The sequence below is a fragment of the Shewanella decolorationis S12 genome (assembly GCF_000485795.1).
Classification (GTDB): domain Bacteria; phylum Pseudomonadota; class Gammaproteobacteria; order Enterobacterales; family Shewanellaceae; genus Shewanella; species Shewanella decolorationis.
Genome location: NZ_AXZL01000056.1, coordinates 65157 through 83880, shown reverse-complemented (window position 1 = coordinate 83880; position 18724 = coordinate 65157). Strand labels below are relative to the sequence as shown.

Below are 18724 nucleotides of genomic sequence, written 5' to 3'. Positions count from 1 at the left end.
CCCCATGTGAGAGTAGGTCATCGCCAAGCGCCTAATTAAACAATGAAGCCAGCTGAATAAGCTGGCTTTTTTGCTTTTGGCGTTTGCCATTTTTCGATTTTGATTTTGAAATCATTTATTCCAGTTTTCAGCCTCTTCAACTCGCACACTCCCAATGTTCGCTAAATCGCGCCTTACTGCCTTATTTTCTTCACACTACAGAACCATGCCTCCCCAAGGTCAACTCTTGCTATTACTTCAGAGGTTACTTACCTTATGCAGTAATTTATTGGGGTAGCTAAGGATCTATGATGAAGTTAGAGATGATTTGTACTGGGGAAGAGGTGCTGTCGGGTCAGATTGTTGATACTAACGCGGCCTGGTTTGCCAGCACTATGATGGAGCATGGCATTGAGATCCAACGACGAGTGACTGTGGGAGATCGACTCGAGGATTTAATTGCGGTTTTCCAAGAGCGTAGCTTGCATGCCGATGTCATCTTAGTAAATGGAGGCTTGGGGCCGACCAGTGATGATATGTCTGCCGAGGCAATGGCTAAGGCGAAGGGAGAATCTTTGGTTGAGAATCGTGAGTGGCGCCAACGTTTAGAAGATTGGTTTACGCGCAATAATCGCGAGATGCCAGTGAGTAATTTGAAGCAAGCAATGCTGCCTGAGTCTGCAGTGATGGTGGATAACCCCGTTGGCACGGCCTGTGGATTTAGAGTGAAGTTGAATCGAGCCTGGTTGTTTTTCACTCCTGGTGTGCCATTTGAACTCAAACATATGGTGAAGGAGCAATTTATTCCTTTTATCCGTGAAGAGTTTGGCCTCAACGCTAAGGTGGCGCTGAAGAAGTTGCTGACCATAGGTCATGGCGAGTCTTCCCTTGCCGACAAAATTGAGCCACTGGAGTTACCTGAGGGAATTACCATTGGTTATCGCTCCTCCATGCCACATATTGAAATCAAGATCTTTGCCCGCGGAGAGAAGGCGATTGCTTTGCTGCCTCGGGTGACTGGGCACATCAAAATGGTGCTGGGTACTGCGGTTGTCGCCGAAGATAAAGCAACGCTTGCCGAGGAAATCCATGCTAAGTTACTGAATTCGGGTTTGACCTTGAGTGTTGCCGAGTCTTGCACGGGTGGGATGATTACCAGCCAATTAGTGGACTTCCCCGGCAGTTCTTCCTATTTGCAACACGGTCTAGTGACTTACAGTAATGAGTCTAAGGTACGAGTGTTAGGGGTTAATCCGGCGACCTTAGATGATCATGGCGCAGTGTCTATTCCTACGGTTGAAGAAATGGCCAAGGGCGCGCGTGCTATCTTAGACAGTGATTTTGCCCTAGCAACCAGTGGGATAGCTGGACCGGATGGCGGAACCGAAGAAAAGCCCGTTGGTACGGTGGCAATTGCCTTGGCAACCCGCAGTGGCGTCTACAGCCAAATGATAAAACTGCCGCGACGTTCGCGGGATTTAGTGCGTAGCTTAAGTGCGGCGGTAGCCTACGATATGTTAAGACGTGAATTACTCACCGAAGCTGTGATTGTGGATTATCAGTCGATAGGCCGCTTCAGCAAGTAACTTTTGGATACTTAAGAGTTTTAGTCAGTCTAGATGGATTAACAAAAATGCTCCCGAGGGAGCATTTTTTATGGCGAATGGTTTGCAACACAAGCCGTTATTTAGTGAATTTAAGGACTAATTTGCCAGGAACCACTTGAATGCTCTCGGTCATCTTGGCCATCAGCGCCTGATTACTATCTTTCGTATCGAGTACATAAACGGGCTGATTCTCGAGGAAATGCCTTAAGTAGCCCATAACCTGTGGTGTCGCGCTACTGATGGCTTTCTCGATATCCTTGGGTGTTGACTCGACTTTCACCAATTCAAGCTGGCGTAGGTAGACGCTATGGGTGGCACTGTCATACCAAGGCTTAGCCTCAAAGGTGGTTGAAAGTTGCGCCTTCAACGGATAAATAGGGTTAGTGATGGACACCTGAGTGGTTGCACTTACGCTCATAGTGTCAGGCTTTTCACCGAGTCTGACACTGATGTCGTTAATACGCACTTGCGCGCCCACCAGTTGATTACCTTGTTTCACCTCAAAATGGATCTCTTTGCTGAGATACTGCTCCATTTCATGCTCGCTGATACTGTACTGCGTGACGCAGCCGCCAAGCAGTACAGATAATCCCAAGCAAAGGCTAAGCGTGAGTTTTTTCATTAACCTGTGTTTCTCATGCCCGCTGCAACACCGGCAATCGTCAGCATTAAGGCGAGTTGCACGTGTTCGGAAGCGGGAGCTTCGGTTGTTTCCTTGCGGGTACGAGCCAATAACTCGGTCTGCAGGAAGTTTAATGGATCGATATAGGGATTGCGCAGTTTGACAGATTCGCGATTCCAGGGTGTATGCGCCATTAAGGTATCTGATTTAGTCAGCTCCAGCACCACTTTAATGCCGAGATCTAAACGCTGGCGTAAAGTTTCGCCTAAGTGATGTAGATTGGTCGGTACTAAGCAGGTTTCATAGTAACGGGCTAGGTTGGGCTCTGCCTTGGCGTACACCATCTCCAGCATGGAAATCCGTGTGCTAAAGAAGGGCCATTCGCGCTCCATATCCTGTAGTAAGCCCATTTCGCCACGTTGACAGGCGGCCTGTAATGCTTCACCCGCGCCGAGCCATGCTGGCAACATTAAGCGGTTTTGTGACCAAGCAAAAATCCAAGGAATGGCACGTAAGCTCTCGATACCGCCATCGACACGGCGTTTGGCTGGGCGACTGCCTAATGGTAGTTTGCCCAGTTCAACTTCCGGTGTGGCTGCACGGAAATAAGGCACAAAATCAGGCTCTTCACGAACAATACCGCGGTAAGCACTCACTGACTCCTCAGCAATTCGCTCCATACAATTGCGCCATTCCTGCTTAGGCTCGGGCGGCGGAAGCAAGGTCGCTTCTAACACCGCTGAGGTGTACAGGGCTAAGCTTTGCACCGCCAATTTAGGCAGGCCGAACTTAAAGCGGATCATCTCACCTTGCTCGGTGACGCGAATACGGCCATCAACTGAGCCGGGCGGTTGTGACAGAATCGCTTTGTGAGCAGGGCCGCCGCCGCGGCCAATACTGCCACCACGACCATGGAATAGCGTCAGCTTAACGCCAGCCTGTTTACAGACGGCGACTAACTGTTCCTGTGCACGGTATTGTGCCCAAGCGGCAGCCATTACACCCGCGTCTTTGGCCGAGTCAGAATAGCCGATCATCACCTCTTGCATACCTTTGGTGTAACCACGGTACCAGTCGATATCGAGCAGTGCGGTAATACACTCGGCAGCATTATTTAAGTCGCTTAAGGTTTCAAATAGCGGTACAACGCGCATTGGATGAGTGCAGCCGGTTTCTTTGAGCAGTAATAACACGGTTAATACATCTGAAGGCTTGCTCGCCATCGAGATTACATAGGAGCCCAAGGCCTTAGCAGGATGTTTAGCAATTAAGCGGCAAGTGTTAAGCACTTCGGCCACATCGGCGGAAGGTTGCCAGTTGCTTGGGATCAGCGGACGACGGTTACTGAGTTCACGCAGTAAGAAGGCTTGTTTTTCAGTTTCATCCCAATGGTTAAAGTCACCCATCCCCAAATAGCGGGTTAATTCTGCAAGTACATCGCAGTGACGGCCGGCGTCTTGGCGGATGTCGAGCCTTAACATATGGATGCCAAAACAAGCGAGACGACGCAGGATATCGAGCAGCAAACCGTTAGCGATCAAACGCATGCCGCAGTCACATAAACTCTTATACAGCATCTCTAGCGGCGCTTTCAGATCGCTTTCTTGCCAAATCAGCGTCGATTTATCCACTTCTGGATTATGGCCCTCGATGCGGGCGTTTAAGTAATCTATGGTGTCGCGCAGTTTTTGTCTTAATGAGCGCAGCACAAAACGATAGGGTTCACAGCTATTGTTGGTAAACGCCATCAGCTCGCTGTTGGCTTCTTCCATCGATAACTCGCCAACCAGCAACACTATATCCTTGAGGAATAAACGAGCGGCGGCATGGCGATTACGATCTAACACTTCTTGGGTGACTTTAGCGGTCACAAAAGGGTTGCCGTCGCGATCGCCACCCATCCAGCTTGAGAAACGCACTGGTGCGATATCGATAGGCAATTGCTGGCCAGTCCGATCTTGCACTTGATCGTTGAGTTGCCTTAAAAAGTCGGGGACGGCATGCCAGAGTGATTCTTCAATGGTGGATAATCCCCAGCGTGCTTCATCCACTGGAGTTGGGCGTTCACGGCGAATTTCATTGGTGTGCCAAATCTGGGCGATTAACTGGCGCAGACGCAGATTAATTTGGCGGCGCTCTCTGTCGGACAGTTGATTGTTTTCTTGCTCGGCGAGGCAATCCACAATCGCAGCATATTTTTGGATCAGTGTGCGGCGAGAGATTTCCGTTGGATGCGCGGTGAGGACTAAGTCGATATCCAGCGTTTTTAAGCAATCCAACATTTTGGTTTGATCGATACGGCCATTAAGCATGCGGCCAAGCAATTGTTCGACCGGATCCGGCACGCAAACCAGTTCATCGCAGTTACGGCTAATAGTATGAAATTGTTCGGATAAATTTGCTAAGTTGAGGAATTGGTTGAAGGCTTTGGCAAAGGGCACTAACTCTTCATCGGGGAGTGCGGTGAGCAGTTCTAGCATTTGCTCCCGTGCCGCTTCGTCGCCACGGCGGGAATCTTTTGCGAGTTTACGAATTTGCTCAACCTTCTCGAGGAAAGAATCGCCGAGGTGGGTGCGCATTGTATCGCCCAAGATCTGCCCTAGCATACTCACGTTCGATCTTAACGACGCATACATGTCGGTCACATTGTCTGCCACATTACCTGCCATAGTTACTCCGAATTGAAAAATATAAAAATCCGCAATATACCCAAACAACCTCTAGGTGATGAGAATCCTATCTTCAGGTCGCTTGGGTATATAGCCCGCTAGCACAATACCCACCACTGAGGGCAATGGTCAACAGCAGAACTTATAACTTATACGACTGGCTTATCTTATATGCAACCAATCACGATAATTATTGAGGAATATTCAATATAAATGCGAGCTAACGCAATATTTTATTATGTTTAGCGGAAGTGAATATGAACTGCATCATTTTAGGTTTTGCAGGGATGTGTATTCGGTGTTAATAAAAAGGACTGATTTTTCAGTCTTTCATCCATAGATAACTGAGTTATTAAGCAGTTAGTGAAGTATGGTGTTATTTGCTCAGCGTGCTTGAACGCCGCTAAAAGATAAAATTTGATAAAAATATATATTCACATATATTGCATAAATAGATCTTTGTGGTAGTCTAGCCAGCAGTTGAGATGAGTCACCCCTTGTGACCTGTAGAGTAAATATCATGATGTATAGCGTTAAGCCGTCAGTGAATAAAATAACGAGCCATTACGATTTCCTACGACGATAGTCTTGTCATCATAGATATACGCTGGTGCGTGTTCGCTATTCATCCATTCTTTAAGTCTCTTTGATTCGGTTTATAAAAATACATATGAAAAACATCGCCATTATTGGTGCCAGTGGTTACACAGGCGCACAACTAACAGCTTTAGTCCATGCGGAGTCTGAATTATCGATTCAAGGTCTGTATGTCTCTGAAAATAGTTTAGATAAAGGTAGAGCTTTAGCAGATTTGTACCCTGTCTACAGCCACATTGACTTAGCGCTGTCACCACTGACTGAAGAAGCGAAGGCGAAGATCGTCGCCGAGGCGGATGCCGTAGTGTTAGCGACCGAGCATTCGGTGAGTTTGCATTTAGCGGCTTGGTTCTACAACCAAGGTTTAGCCGTATTCGACTTAAGCGGTGCCTATCGTTTCAGCGATGTGGCGCAGTACCCTAAGTGGTACGGTTTTGAGCATGAATATCCCGAAGTGTTGGCCAAGGCAGTCTATGGTCTGGCCGAGTGGAATGCCAAAGAAGTCGCCGCGACTAAGATGATTGCCGTGCCGGGTTGTTACCCAACAGCATCATTAACAGCATTGAAACCATTAAAGAATTTACTCACCTCAGCCTATCCAGTGATCAATGCGGTCAGCGGTGTGACGGGTGCGGGTCGTAAGGCACAGTTGCATACCAGTTTTTGCGAAGTGAGCCTCACACCCTACGGCGTATTAGGCCACAGACATCAACCCGAAATTGCCACTCAACTGGGGCAAGAGGTGATCTTCACGCCGCACCTTGGCAACTTCAAGCGCGGCATTTTAGCAACCATCACTGTTCAGCTAAAACCGGGCACCACCACCGCCGATGTGGCTGCGGCATACAGTGTTTATGACCAAGCTGCGCTGGTGACGGTGAAACAGAACCAGTTCCCGAAAGTGGATGATGTGGTGCTGACTCCGAATTGCCACTTAGGTTGGAAGTTTGATGAGAACAGTGGCTACCTAGTGGTTGCCAGTGCCATCGACAATTTGATGAAAGGCGCGGCGAGCCAAGCCCTGCAATGCATAAAGATTCACTTTAACCTTTAACCGTTCATCCTTATTTAAGAGAGTCGTCAAGATGTCTACCAACAACTCAGTATTAGTTCTTAAAGTCGGCGGCGCCCTGCTGCAGTGTGAAATGGGGATGGCGCGTTTAATGGATACCGCAGCTGCAATGATCGCCAATGGTCAGCAAGTGCTGATGGTGCATGGCGGCGGCTGTTTGGTCGATGAGCAATTAGCCGCCAACGGCATGGAAACCGTTAAGTTAGAAGGCTTGCGGGTCACTCCGCCGGAGCAAATGCCGATTATTGCCGGTGCATTGGCCGGAACATCAAACAAGATCCTCCAAGGCGCAGCGGCTAAAGCCGGGATTGTGAGCGTTGGCATGAGCTTAGCCGATGGCAACACAGTATCGGCCAAGATCAAAGATGAGCGTTTAGGGTTAGTGGGCGAGGTTTCTCCTAAAGACGCCACTTACCTCAAGTTTATTCTGTCCCAAGGTTGGATGCCGATTTGCAGCTCGATTGCCATGATGGACGATGGTCAAATGTTGAACGTGAACGCCGACCAAGCGGCGACGGTATTAGCTAAGTTGGTCGGTGGCAAGTTGGTGCTGTTATCGGATGTGTCTGGCGTGCTCGATGGTAAAGGTCAATTAATCCCTTCACTGAATGGTAAGCAGATTGCTGAGCTGGTTAAGCAAGGCGTGATCGAAAAGGGAATGAAGGTAAAAGTAGAAGCTGCGCTCGAAGTGGCGCAGTGGATGGGGCAGGCGGTTCAAGTTGCCTCATGGCGTGATGCAAGCCAATTAGTCGCATTAGCAAAAGGTGAGGCCGTGGGCACACAAATCCAACCATAAGCGGAGTAGGTTATGAAGCATTTACTATCGATAAAAGAGTTAACCCAGCAACAGTTGCTGGATCTGATTACCTTAGCCAAGACGATTAAAGCGAATCCCGCTGAGTATCGTCATGCACTGGACGGTAAGAGTGTGGTGATGTTATTTGAAAAGCCATCCCTGCGTACTCGTGTTAGCTTCGATATCGGTATTAACAAGCTCGGCGGCCACTGTTTATACCTAGACCAACAAAATGGTGCCTTAGGTAAGCGGGAATCGGTCGCTGACTTTGCTTCTAACCTGTCCTGTTGGGCCGATGCCATTGTGGCGAGAACGTTCTCCCACACGACTATCGAACAATTGGCTGAGTTTGGCACTGTGCCTGTGATTAATGCGCTTTCGGATTTATATCATCCCTGCCAAGCGCTGGCCGATTTCTTAACCTTGGCCGAGCATTTTGAAAATATCAGTGATGTTAAGTTAGCGTACGTAGGTGACGGTAATAACGTGACGAATTCATTGATGTATTGCGCGGCCATTCTCGGTGCCACCATGACAGTGATCTGCCCTGCGGGTCACTTTCCTGATGGCTACGTCGTGGCCGAAGTGCAAGAACTGGCCAGCCGATATGGCGGCAAGGTTGTACTGACTTCAGATATTGGTGCTATCGAAGGTCACGATGCTATCTATACTGATACCTGGATTTCCATGGGTGATCCAACACCGTTAGCGGAAATTAAGGATAAGTTTGCACCTTATCAGGTCAATAAGGGCTTGATGGCGAAAGCGGGTGCTCACTTCTTTATGCACTGCTTACCCGCTCACCGCGGTGTTGAAGTGACCGATGAAGTGATGGATGGCGAAGGCTCCTTGATCCTGCAACAAGCAGAGAATCGGATGCACGCCCAAAACGCAGTACTGGTAACCCTATTTAGTTAATTTAACCCTGTTTAGCAGCCTACTTTCTCCAAGGTGAGAAACGAGTTATAGGAATTTAAGATGTCTATCGAGAACAAAAACACTGGCGTGAAAAAAGTCGTTTTAGCCTATTCGGGTGGTCTAGATACTTCGGCCATTATTCCTTGGTTAAAAGAAACCTACGACAACTGTGAAATCATCGCCTTTTGCGCTGACGTAGGTCAGGGTGAAGAAGAGTTAGTGGGTCTGACTGAAAAGGCATTAGCTTCTGGCGCATCAGAATGCCATATCGTCGATCTGAAAGAAGAATTTGTTAAAGACTATATCTACCCAACCATGGCAACGGGTGCGATTTACGAAGGGACTTACCTGTTAGGTACTTCAATGGCGCGTCCAATCATCGCTAAGGCGCAGGTTGAAGTGGCACGTAAAGTGGGCGCCGATGCCCTGTGTCACGGTTGTACCGGTAAAGGTAACGACCAAGTGCGTTTCGAAGGTTGCTTTGCGGCCTTAGCGCCTGATTTAAAAGTGATTGCACCATGGCGTGAATGGACCATGCAGAGCCGTGAAGATCTACTCGCTTACTTAGCCGAGCGTAATATCAAGACGTCGGCTTCTGCCACTAAGATCTACAGCCGTGATGCCAATGCATTCCACATTTCCCACGAAGGTGGTGAGTTGGAAGATCCATGGAACGAGCCAAGTAAAGGTGTGTGGACGCTGACTGCTGATCCGGAAGATGCGCCAAACCAAGCAGAATACGTGTCACTCGAAGTTGAACATGGTCGTGTGACTAAAGTAAATGGCGAAGCATTAACGCCTTACGCTGCACTGATGAAACTGAACGCCATCGCTGCACCACATGGCGTGGGTCGTATCGATATCACCGAAAACCGTTTAGTAGGCATGAAGTCTCGTGGTTGCTACGAAACCCCAGGTGGCACTGTTATGTTTGCTGCGCTGCGCGCGATTGAAGAGTTAGTGCTGGATAAAACCAGCCGTACTTGGCGCGAGCAAGTGGGTGCCCAAATGGCACACTTAGTGTATGACGGTCGTTGGTTTACACCTCTGTGTAAGTCGCTGCTGGCGGCATCTGAGTCATTAGCCGAGTCTGTTAACGGTGAAGTTGTGGTTAAACTCTACAAAGGTCACGCGATTGCCGTTAAGAAGCGTTCGCCAAACAGCTTGTACTCTGAAGCCTTTGCCACCTTTGGTGAAGACCAAGTGTACGACCAAAAACACGCTGAAGGCTTTATCCGTCTGTACTCGTTAGCGAGCCGCATCCGCGCGCTCAACGCTAAGTAATAGGCAGACTCAAAGGGCGCCTAGCGCCCTTTTTTATATCTTAAGTTTTAATGGCTTTAACGTATTCAAAGCAGTGACCGAGGGGATTGAGCATGGCTTTATGGGGTGGAAGATTTCAGGGCGAAACCAGCGCGCTATTTAAATTATTCAACGATTCACTACCGGTGGATTACCGTTTGTTTGAGCAGGATGTGGTCGGTTCTATCGCTTGGGCCGATGCGATTGCTAGCGTAGGCATTATCACAGCCACTGAATGCAGCGATTTGAAAAAAGCACTGAACGAGCTGCTGGTGGAAGTGAAGGGCGATCCTGCGATTATTCTTGCATCGGGCGCGGAAGATATTCATAGCTTCGTGGAGTCGGCGCTGATCGCTAAAGTCGGCGATCTGGGTAAAAAACTCCATACGGGCCGTAGCCGTAATGACCAAGTCGCGACCGACTTAAAACTCTGGTGCCAATCCGAAGGTGCGGCATTAGTGGCTCGCCTGCAAACCTTACGCAGCGAACTTATTGCGCTTGCTGAGCGTGAGTTCGACGCTGTGATGCCTGGTTATACTCATTTGCAACGTGCTCAGCCTGTGACCTTCGGCCACTGGTGTTTGGCCTATGTGGAGATGATTGAGCGTGATCTTAGCCGCTTAACCGATGCCTTAAAACGCGCCAATACCTGTCCGCTCGGTTCGGGCGCTTTGGCGGGTACAGCCTATCAAATGGATAGACATGCGCTGGCTGCGGCACTGAACTTTGCATCGCCAACCTTAAACAGTTTGGACAGTGTGTCGGATCGCGACCATGTGGTTGAGCTATGTTCTACGGCCTCAATCAGCATGATGCACTTAAGCCGCATGGCTGAAGATTTGATTTTCTTCAACTCGGGTGAAGCGGGCTTTATCTCATTAAGTGATGAAGTGACTTCGGGGTCATCTTTGATGCCACAAAAGAAAAACCCCGATGCGCTGGAGCTGATCCGCGGTAAAACGGGCCGTGTGTACGGTAGTTTAGTGGGCATTCTCACCACCATGAAAGCCCTACCTCTGGCCTACAACAAAGATATGCAGGAAGACAAAGAAGGCCTGTTCGATGTGGTCGACAGCTGGGCAATCTGCCTAGATATGGCGGCGTTAGTGTTATCTGGCTTGGTCGTGAATCGCCCGAATGCGTTGTTAGCCGCGCAGCAAGGCTATGCCAACGCGACCGAATTGGCGGATTATCTAGTGTCTAAAGGCATGCCATTCCGCGAAGCGCACCATGTGGTCGGTGTGGCAGTGGTTGCGGCGATTGCCAAGAAGATCCCGTTAGAGGGTTTTACGCTGGCAGAGTTTAAAACCTTTGCCGAGATTATTGAAGATGACGTCTATCCAAACCTCACCATCGAAGCCTGTTTGGCAAAACGTGATGTCCTCGGCGGCACAGCGCTGACTCAGGTGAAGCAAGCCATCGCGGCGAAGCAAGCGGGCTAATGCCTTAATCGGGTAATAAAAAACGCGACTCTAGGGTCGCGTTTTTTGTTTCTGTTACAGAGGCTTATTGGAATAAATCGTCTGTCGGCGCATCGATGAATAGGTTGTTTTCATCTTGGCTTTCACTGATGTATTCCTTAGGTTCAGTACCCGAGATAAAGTATTCAAATGCGCTGGTGTAATCTGTCTTACGAGTTAGCTTGCCAGTCGCCAGATCGATCCGTACCGAGACAATCCCCTCTGGCGGAATCGCTGTGGTTTCAGGTACGCCCTTCAGCACGTTATTCATAAACTCGTTCCAGCCAGGGCCTGCGGTCTTAGCGCCCGCCTCGGTACCCGTTATTTGATCCTTCTCACCGTTGGAGTTCCATGCGGTTCTGCCTAACTGACGACCATGGTCGTCAAAGCCTACCCAGAAGGTGCTGGTCAGTGTCGGGCCAAAACCACTGAACCAGGTATCGCGCGATTCGTTGGTTGTACCCGTTTTACCTGCGATATCATGACGTTTGATTAACTGCGCCGCACGCCACGCTGTACCTTGCCAGCCAGTGCCTTTACTCCAATCGCCGCCACCCCAGATCACGCTCTTGAGCGCTTCGGTGATCAGGAATGCCGTTTGTTCAGAGATAATTTGCGGAGCATAACGGCCCGTTTGCTCAAAGCAATGAGCGACAGGCTCATCAGTTGGAGTGGTTGGCTCACCAAAGTTCATTGGATCGCTGCTAGGCTGCATTGAGCTGTTGCTAGGCTTACAGGCTAAGGTTGGATTGGCTTTTTCAATCACGTTACCGAAGGAGTCTTCTACCCGCTCGATATAGAAAGGCTCGACTAAGAAGCCTCCATTGGCAAAGACGTTAAAAGCCGTTACCACTTGAAGCGGTGTTACCGAAGGAGAACCTAAGGCTAATGACTCGTTACGAGGTAGGTCGTTAGGGTCAAAGCCAAACTTAGTCAATTCGGCGATAGCCGCATCTAAACCAATATGGCGCATGGCGCGAACCGACATTACGTTGATCGATTGTGCTAAGCCCACACGCAGGCGGGTCGGACCGCCATAGATATCGGGCGAGTTTTTAGGACGCCACGCAGTACCTTGGCTAATATCGGGTTTGTTAATTGGCGCATTGTTAATTAGGGTCGCGAGCGTAAAGCCTTTTTCTAATGCAGCAGCGTAGATGAAAGGTTTAATATTCGAACCTAATTGACGTTTCGCTTGGGTCACGCGGTTGTACTGGCTTTGGCTGAAGCTGTAGCCACCTACTAAGGTACGGATTGCACCATTTGTAGGATCGAGTGCCACAGTGGCACTTGCCACTTCAGGCACTTGCGATAATTGTAAGTACTGACCATTGTCACGGATCCAAATACGTTCACCAACGGTCAGCATATCTGAAGCAGATTTAGGTACAGCACCTTGGCGTTTATCGGTAATAAATTTGCGTGCCCATTTTAGGCCATCCCATTTAATGACTTTAGTTTCGCCCTTGGCAGTTAACACGCTGGCTTGCTGACCATCGATGCTTAATACCGCCGCGGGTTGCAATTCTTGTACAGGCGTAATTTTTGCGAGCTCAGCCTTAATTTGCGCGTTATCCGGCTTAGTGTCGGTCCAGAGAACGGCCGCAGGACCACGGTAACCATGGCGCTCATCGTAGGCGTAGACGTTATTGCGTAATGCTTGCTGGGCTAGCAGTTGTTGTTCCGATGAAATCGTAGTGTAGACGTTATAGCCATTGGTATAGGCTTCCTCTTCGCCGTATTTTTGCACCATATAATCTCGAGCCATTTCAGAGATATAAGGAGCGTAGAGATCGATTTCAGCGCCATGATATTTGGCGACGAGCGGCTCTTGCACAGCAGCTTGGTATTCAGCCTTGCTGATGTAACCTACTTCGTTCATCCGCATCAATACCACGTTGCGGCGAGCCAGTGCGCGTGAGGGCGAGGTAATAGGGTTAAGAGTTGACGGCGCCTTAGGCAAACCAGCGATCATGCTCATTTCGGAAAGCGTCAGATCTTGGACGTTTTTACCAAAATACACTTGAGCGGCAGCGCCAACACCATAGGCTCTCTGACCCAAATAAATACGGTTAACGTAGAGCTCTAAAATCTCATCTTTAGTTAACAACTGCTCGATGTGGTAGGAAATAAAAATTTCCTTCACTTTACGAATAATGGTTTTGTCGCGGGTTAGGAAGAAGTTGCGCGCCACCTGCATGGTGATAGTACTTGCACCTTGCTTTTTTTCACCCGTGGTCAGCATGACAATCGCCGCACGGATCACCCCAACAGGATCGATACCGCCATGCTCATAAAAACGCGCATCTTCGGTGGCGAGGAAGGCTTGCAGCAGCGGTTTGGGGACCTCTTCTAACTTGAGCGGAATGCGACGCTTCTCACCAAACTGAGAGATGAGTTTGCCATCGCTACTGTAAATGCGCAAAGGTGTCTGTAATTGCACATTTTTTAGTGTCGAAACATCCGGCAGATCCGGCAAAACATAAAAGTATGCTGCAACAATGGCGCCCACGCCCAAAAGGGCTAGACTGAATAGAGCTATAACAATACGTTTTAACCACTTCACCTAAATTGATCCTAATGTTCAGTTAAGTGCGACAGTATATAAGGCGCGCACGTTTGGGTGAAGCAAAAACGTGATGTCCCTAAAATAGCGTTTGTAAAATCTTGAAACATTCTATACAAATACGTATAACGGGTTGATTTTGTGCTAATCTCTCTTACTGCAATATAAATAATAAAGTGACAACGGATTATGCTTTCAAATTTATGGAAGCGTCAGGCTCCGCAGATGGTTGGAATTGATATAGGTTCCCATGAAGTTAAGGCCATTTTGCTGAGTAAGACTGCTGATGGATACAAAATATTAAGTCACGCAGCGGTTCCCGTAAAAAAGGGGGCTATTAACGATCATGATATTCGTGATGCCGATGCCGTTGTTGAATGTTTAAGACAAATTAAACGATCTTTGCCTAAGTCGGTTAAATATGCAGCAGTTGCTGTTTCTGGCTCAGCGGTGATGACAAAAGTTATCTACATGGATGCTTCGCTGAGCGAAGAGGAAATGGAAGCGCAGATTGAGATTGAAGCCGATAACCTAATCCCTTATTCCCTTGATGAAGTCAGCATTGATTTCGAAACTTTAAATGTCAACAGTACTGACCCATCTAAAGTGGATGTGCTCCTTAGTGCTTGCCGTACCGATAATATTGATACACGAGTCGATGCCCTTGATGAAGTTGAGTTAGAGACCAAAGTGGTTGATGTCGAAGGTTACGCTTTAGGTCGATCTGTGGAATTAGTTCTCGGTCAGTTACCCGAAGGCGCTCGGCAAAAAGTCGTCGCTATGGTTGATATTGGTGCCAATATGACAACGTTTTGTGTTGTCGAGTCTGGAGAAACGACTTTTATCCGCGAACAGGCTTTCGGTGGCGAGCTATTCACTCAGTCAATTCTCTCTTTTTATGGAATGTCATATGAGCAAGCCGAAAAGGCCAAAATAGAGGGTGATTTACCGCGTAATTATATGTTTGAAGTGTTATCTCCCTTCCAAACCCAGTTATTGCAGCAGATTAAGCGGACATTACAAATTTACTGCACTTCGAGTGGTAAGGATAAAGTGGACTATCTCATTTTATGTGGTGGGACATCTAAGCTTGAAGGGATGGCAAATTTACTCACGAATGAATTAGGTGTTCACACTATCATTGCCGATCCTTTTCAGGGATGTTTACACGCGGAAGAGTCGGTTAAAAATATGCTGCAACCTAGCATTAGCAAATATATGGTTGCGTGTGGCTTAGCGCTGAGGAGCTACGGTCAATGGCGAACATAAACCTGCTTCCTTGGCGTGAAGAAGCAAGAGAAAAACAAAAGCGTGATTACATTGGCATACTCGCTCTTGTATTTTTAGGCTCTGCGATTTTAGTTTATGTCGCTCTTTCTCTACTGGAAATAATGACAGATGAGCAAAGAGACAGAAATGCCTATTTGCAATCTGAGATCCAACAACTCGAAACCCAAATCGCAGAGATTAAAAAAATCACTGAGCGCAAAAAGGACATTGAACGACGAACTGAGATTATTTTAAATCTTCAGCAATCGCGTAATTTGCCGACACATGTATTAGATGAGTTGGTTCGTGTTGTGCCTCCCGGCATCTATCTATCTAGCCTAGAGAAGAAGGGTAGTTTATTACTGATCGAAGGCCGCAGTGAATCGAATAATAACGTTGCGAATATGATGCGTAAGGTTAAAGCATCCGAGTGGCTAACAGATCCCAACATGCAATCGATCGTAACTCAAGATGACGAATTAAGGCAGCTGCAGCGCTTTAGCTTAAGAGTGAGTATAAAAGGCGCTATCGCTGAAGAGCCTGCGAAACAGGCAAAAGGAGCGAGTAAATGAAGCTCGATCTCAGTCAATTCAATGATATCGATTTCGAGAATATCGGTAGCTGGCCCAATCAGGTAAAAGTTTTTTTTGCTGTTTTGCTTGCGTTGTGCGTATTTGCCGCAGGTTATTTTGTTGTATTGTCGGATGCGATTGATGTTTTCAACAACGAACAAAACAAAGAGTTACAGCTAAGGGATGATTTTAAGAACAAGTATCAGTTAGCAGCAAACCTAAAACTGTATCGTGAGCAATTAGCGATAATGGAAGGGCAATTTGCTGAATTGCTTAAGATGCTGCCCTCTGAGAATGAGATGCCCGGACTGCTTGATGACCTAACCTTCGTCGCCACTGATGCTGGTTTGCGAATTAAAAGTCTAAATTGGGAGCCAGAGATTCAGCGGGATTTCTATATTGAGTTCCCTATTAAGATGTCAGTGACAGGTGATTATCATCAGCTCGGAAATATGGTTAGCGGTGTTGCTAAGTTACCCCGTATTGTCAGCTTGCACGATTTCACTATTAAGCGGGATGAGGCTGGTAATTTGGCTATGGACATTCTGGCTAAAACATACCGCTTTAAAGAAGGTGCTGAATTACCGCCTGAAAAACCAAATAAAAAGAAAGGAGGTAAATAATGAAAGCATTACCTCTATTGTTTATGAGCCTTTTTTTATGGGGTTGCGTTGGCGATCGAAGTGATTTGGAGCTATTTGTTACTACAACGAAAGCACAGCACGTGGCTCATATTCCACCTTTGAAAGAGCCTCCTAAATTTGAGCATTTTGCTTATCAAGCAGAATTGATGCGTAGCCCCTTTGTTCCTCCGTCACGGGAGTTAACGGAGGAGGTGGTTGATACCAGTAAAAACTGCTTACAACCTGATTTAAAACGTCGTAAAGGGCGCCTAGAAACCTATGCTTTAGATAACCTAAAAATGCGCGGTACCCTAAGTGAAGCCAATTCAACTTGGGCCCTTATTGAAACGAACGATGGCAGTGTATATCGGATGGGGGTTGGTGAGTATTTAGGGCTGTTTAATGGACGCATTGCGAAAGTGACTCCACAAAACGTGGAAGTTGTAGAATTAATTCCTGATGGTTCGGGTTGTTGGTCAGAGCGAACAAACAACATCGAACTTTCTGGAAAATAACAAGCGAAGGATGAGGGAATAATGAAATCTTCTGCCGCGATAAAAATCCCAAGAGCATTTTTATCTTCAGGCTTAGCTAAGTCTGTTATTGGGATCGCATTAATATTTGGATTTTTGCCATCAAGCTTTGCGGCAAACAGATTAATCGATGTTAAGTACCATGCCTTGGTCGATCACCAATTGGAAGTAGAGTTAGTGTTTGAGGATGCCATTTCTGCACCCAAAATCGACTCTAATGCTGCTCCTGCTGAATTGGTATTAACTTTTGATGATAGTATTTCTGGTTTATCAAAAGACAAATTACCGATTAACCAAGTCGGCGTTAATGAGATTACTACTACGCAGCAAGACTCTCATCTGATGGTGACTTTGGGTTTATCCAAAGTGAAACCTTATCAAGGTAGCGTGACTGGTAACTCTTATCGTTTAACCATTAATGATGATGTGGTGAGTTCTCAAGCGAGTAATAATCCTTTTGTTAATAGTGTAAAGAATATTGATTTTCGCCGTAATGCAAACGGCGGTGGCGATTTACTTGTCTATCTCAATAACCGTTCTGTTGCAGCAAACGTTGAACAAGTTGGCGCTAAGCTTGAGGTTCAGTTGTACAACACTGATATCAATAACGACTTGCTATATGTGATGGATGTACAGGATTTTTCAACACCCGTTAAAAACTTTGAAACCTTTAAAGATGATTTGACCACTCGAATTTTAGTGGATGTGTCGGGTAATTATGAATTTAACTATAAGCAGGAAGATAATCTGTTTAGGTTATCTATTAATAAAGCTGAACGTGCTGTTGCGACGAAGGAAGTCAAAAAATATAACGGTAAAACCCTTTCATTAAACTTCCAAAATATTTCAGTGCGAACAGTGCTGCAAATTATTGCTGATTATAACAATTTCAACTTAGTTACCAGTGATACGGTTGAAGGCGATATCACCTTAAGACTGGATGATGTGCCTTGGGATCAAGCTTTGGATTTGATTTTGCAAACTAAAGGACTGGATAAGCGCATTGAAGGTAATATTTTGATGGTGGCGCCAAGTGAAGAATTGGCGATTCGTGAAAGTCAAAACCTTAAGAATAAACAAGAGGTTAAAGAGCTTGCGCCTCTGTATTCTGAGTATCTACAGATTAACTATGCTAAAGCAACTGACATTGCAGAGTTATTGAAAGGTGCCGATTCCAGTTTATTGTCTCCTCGTGGTTCAGTCGCCGTTGATGAACGTACCAACACTGTACTCGTAAAAGATACTGCTGAAATCATCGAGAATATCCATCGTTTGGTTGAGGTGCTCGATATTCCTATTCGCCAAGTGCTGATTGAATCTCGTATGGTCACAGTAAAAGACGATGTGTCTGAAGATTTAGGTATCCGTTGGGGCGTGACTGACCAACAGGGGAGTAAAGGGACGTCTGGCTCACTTGAGGGGGCTGGAAGCATTGCCAATGGTGTGGTTCCATCACTAGATAACCGTTTGAACGTGAATTTGCCTGCGGCGGTCACTAACCCAACCAGTATTGCCTTCCATGTGGCAAAGCTTGCCGATGGCACTATCTTAGATTTAGAGTTGAGTGCGCTTGAGCAAGAAAATAAAGGTGAGATTATCGCTAGCCCTCGCATTACTACCTCTAACCAAAAAGCGGCGTATATTGAGCAGGGTGTGGAAATCCCTTATGTTCAGTCCACTTCCAGCGGGGCGACGTCGGTGACCTTTAAGAAGGCGGTATTGTCATTAAGAGTGACACCACAAATTACGCCTGATAACCGCGTGATTCTGGATCTTGAAATCACTCAAGACTCTCAGGGTAAAACGGTGGACACCCCCACAGGTCCGGCAGTGGCTATCGATACTCAACGTATTGGTACGCAAGTGTTAGTGGATAATGGTGAAACCATTGTGCTTGGTGGTATCTATCAACAGAACTTGATAAGCCGCGTAAGCAAGGTGCCTATCCTTGGCGACATTCCTTTAGTTGGCTTCTTATTCCGTAATACTACCGATAAGAATGAACGCCAAGAGCTGTTGATTTTCGTGACACCTAAAATAGTGAACGAAAAACTCTAACCATTTGTTATGGGGCGAATAAAGCCAGCACACCTTGCTGGCTTTGTTGTATCTGCAATACAATTCTTATCATAAATAGCG

14 protein-coding genes are annotated in these 18724 nt (G+C 47.1%); 11 read left to right on the top strand and 3 right to left on the bottom strand.

Annotation, left to right across the window (positions count from 1 at the left end; translation table 11 throughout):
• Window positions 1-290 precede the first annotated feature (290 nt).
• Window positions 291-1565 carry a CinA family nicotinamide mononucleotide deamidase-related protein gene (locus SHD_RS06735; protein ID WP_039977728.1) on the top strand — a complete coding sequence of 425 codons (1275 nt, stop codon included), beginning with the start codon at window positions 291-293 and terminating at the stop codon, window positions 1563-1565.
• 97 nt (window positions 1566-1662) lie between these two features.
• Here SHD_RS06735 and SHD_RS06730 read toward each other — a convergent pair whose 3' ends face one another.
• A complete protein-coding gene (locus SHD_RS06730; protein ID WP_023266416.1) occupies window positions 1663-2208 on the bottom strand; it encodes a DUF1439 domain-containing protein in 546 nt (181 codons plus the stop codon).
• A complete protein-coding gene (ppc, locus tag SHD_RS06725) occupies window positions 2208-4877 on the bottom strand; it encodes a phosphoenolpyruvate carboxylase (protein WP_023266415.1) in 2670 nt (889 codons plus the stop codon). The genes SHD_RS06730 and ppc overlap by 1 nt, the downstream gene beginning before the upstream one ends.
• A 670-nt stretch (window positions 4878-5547) precedes the next feature.
• Between ppc and argC the strand changes: the two genes are divergently transcribed.
• From argC to argH, 5 genes are all read left to right on the top strand, one after another.
• Complete coding sequence (gene argC / locus SHD_RS06720) at window positions 5548-6528, top strand: N-acetyl-gamma-glutamyl-phosphate reductase (RefSeq protein WP_023266414.1); 981 nt, start codon at window positions 5548-5550, stop codon at window positions 6526-6528.
• A 31-nt stretch (window positions 6529-6559) separates the two neighbouring features.
• Window positions 6560-7342: an acetylglutamate kinase gene (gene argB / locus SHD_RS06715; RefSeq protein WP_023266413.1), complete on the top strand. Its 783-nt coding sequence runs from the start codon at window positions 6560-6562 to the stop codon at window positions 7340-7342.
• A gap of 12 nt (window positions 7343-7354) precedes the next feature.
• The gene (locus SHD_RS06710) at window positions 7355-8260 is read left to right on the top strand and encodes an ornithine carbamoyltransferase (RefSeq protein WP_023266412.1); all 906 of its coding nucleotides are present in this window, start codon (window positions 7355-7357) and stop codon (window positions 8258-8260) included.
• Window positions 8261-8320: 60 nt separating this feature from the next.
• Window positions 8321-9544 carry an argininosuccinate synthase gene (locus SHD_RS06705; protein ID WP_011624428.1) on the top strand — a complete coding sequence of 408 codons (1224 nt, stop codon included), beginning with the start codon at window positions 8321-8323 and terminating at the stop codon, window positions 9542-9544.
• 92 nt (window positions 9545-9636) lie between these two features.
• The gene (gene argH, locus SHD_RS06700; protein ID WP_023266411.1) at window positions 9637-11004 is read left to right on the top strand and encodes an argininosuccinate lyase; all 1368 of its coding nucleotides are present in this window, start codon (window positions 9637-9639) and stop codon (window positions 11002-11004) included.
• A gap of 64 nt (window positions 11005-11068) precedes the next feature.
• Here argH and SHD_RS06695 read toward each other — a convergent pair whose 3' ends face one another.
• Window positions 11069-13588, bottom strand: a complete 2520-nt coding sequence (locus SHD_RS06695) for a penicillin-binding protein 1A (RefSeq protein WP_023266410.1) — start codon at window positions 13586-13588, stop codon at window positions 11069-11071.
• A 189-nt stretch (window positions 13589-13777) separates the two neighbouring features.
• Between SHD_RS06695 and SHD_RS06690 the strand changes: the two genes are divergently transcribed.
• From SHD_RS06690 to SHD_RS06670, 5 genes are read left to right on the top strand one after another with little or no spacing between them, the layout of a single operon-like run.
• The gene (locus SHD_RS06690) at window positions 13778-14857 is read left to right on the top strand and encodes a pilus assembly protein PilM (RefSeq protein WP_023266409.1); all 1080 of its coding nucleotides are present in this window, start codon (window positions 13778-13780) and stop codon (window positions 14855-14857) included.
• A complete protein-coding gene (locus SHD_RS06685) occupies window positions 14845-15429 on the top strand; it encodes a PilN domain-containing protein (RefSeq protein WP_023266408.1) in 585 nt (194 codons plus the stop codon). The genes SHD_RS06690 and SHD_RS06685 overlap by 13 nt, the downstream gene beginning before the upstream one ends.
• Window positions 15426-16052, top strand: a complete 627-nt coding sequence (locus SHD_RS06680; protein ID WP_023266407.1) for a type IV pilus inner membrane component PilO — start codon at window positions 15426-15428, stop codon at window positions 16050-16052. The genes SHD_RS06685 and SHD_RS06680 overlap by 4 nt, the downstream gene beginning before the upstream one ends.
• Window positions 16052-16567, top strand: a complete 516-nt coding sequence (locus SHD_RS06675; RefSeq protein ID WP_023266406.1) for a pilus assembly protein PilP — start codon at window positions 16052-16054, stop codon at window positions 16565-16567. Before SHD_RS06680 ends, SHD_RS06675 begins: the two co-directional genes overlap by 1 nt.
• 21 nt (window positions 16568-16588) lie before the next feature.
• Complete coding sequence (locus SHD_RS06670; RefSeq protein WP_023266405.1) at window positions 16589-18643, top strand: type IV pilus secretin PilQ; 2055 nt, start codon at window positions 16589-16591, stop codon at window positions 18641-18643.
• Window positions 18644-18724 lie beyond the last annotated feature (81 nt).

Excerpts from the sequence above, each read along its gene's own strand:
- SHD_RS06735 (WP_039977728.1), top strand. The coding sequence starts at position 291 with ATGAAGTTAGAGATGATTTGTACTGGGGAAGAGGTGCTGTCGGGTCAG.
- SHD_RS06730 (WP_023266416.1), bottom strand. The coding sequence starts at position 2,208 with ATGAAAAAACTCACGCTTAGCCTTTGCTTGGGATTATCTGTACTGCTT.
- ppc (WP_023266415.1), bottom strand. The coding sequence starts at position 4,877 with ATGGCAGGTAATGTGGCAGACAATGTGACCGACATGTATGCGTCGTTA.
- argC (WP_023266414.1), top strand. The coding sequence starts at position 5,548 with ATGAAAAACATCGCCATTATTGGTGCCAGTGGTTACACAGGCGCACAA.
- argB (WP_023266413.1), top strand. The coding sequence starts at position 6,560 with ATGTCTACCAACAACTCAGTATTAGTTCTTAAAGTCGGCGGCGCCCTG.
- SHD_RS06710 (WP_023266412.1), top strand. The coding sequence starts at position 7,355 with ATGAAGCATTTACTATCGATAAAAGAGTTAACCCAGCAACAGTTGCTG.
- SHD_RS06705 (WP_011624428.1), top strand. The coding sequence starts at position 8,321 with ATGTCTATCGAGAACAAAAACACTGGCGTGAAAAAAGTCGTTTTAGCC.
- argH (WP_023266411.1), top strand. The coding sequence starts at position 9,637 with ATGGCTTTATGGGGTGGAAGATTTCAGGGCGAAACCAGCGCGCTATTT.
- SHD_RS06690 (WP_023266409.1), top strand. The coding sequence starts at position 13,778 with ATGCTTTCAAATTTATGGAAGCGTCAGGCTCCGCAGATGGTTGGAATT.
- SHD_RS06685 (WP_023266408.1), top strand. The coding sequence starts at position 14,845 with ATGGCGAACATAAACCTGCTTCCTTGGCGTGAAGAAGCAAGAGAAAAA.
- SHD_RS06680 (WP_023266407.1), top strand. The coding sequence starts at position 15,426 with ATGAAGCTCGATCTCAGTCAATTCAATGATATCGATTTCGAGAATATC.
- SHD_RS06675 (WP_023266406.1), top strand. The coding sequence starts at position 16,052 with ATGAAAGCATTACCTCTATTGTTTATGAGCCTTTTTTTATGGGGTTGC.
- SHD_RS06670 (WP_023266405.1), top strand. The coding sequence starts at position 16,589 with ATGAAATCTTCTGCCGCGATAAAAATCCCAAGAGCATTTTTATCTTCA.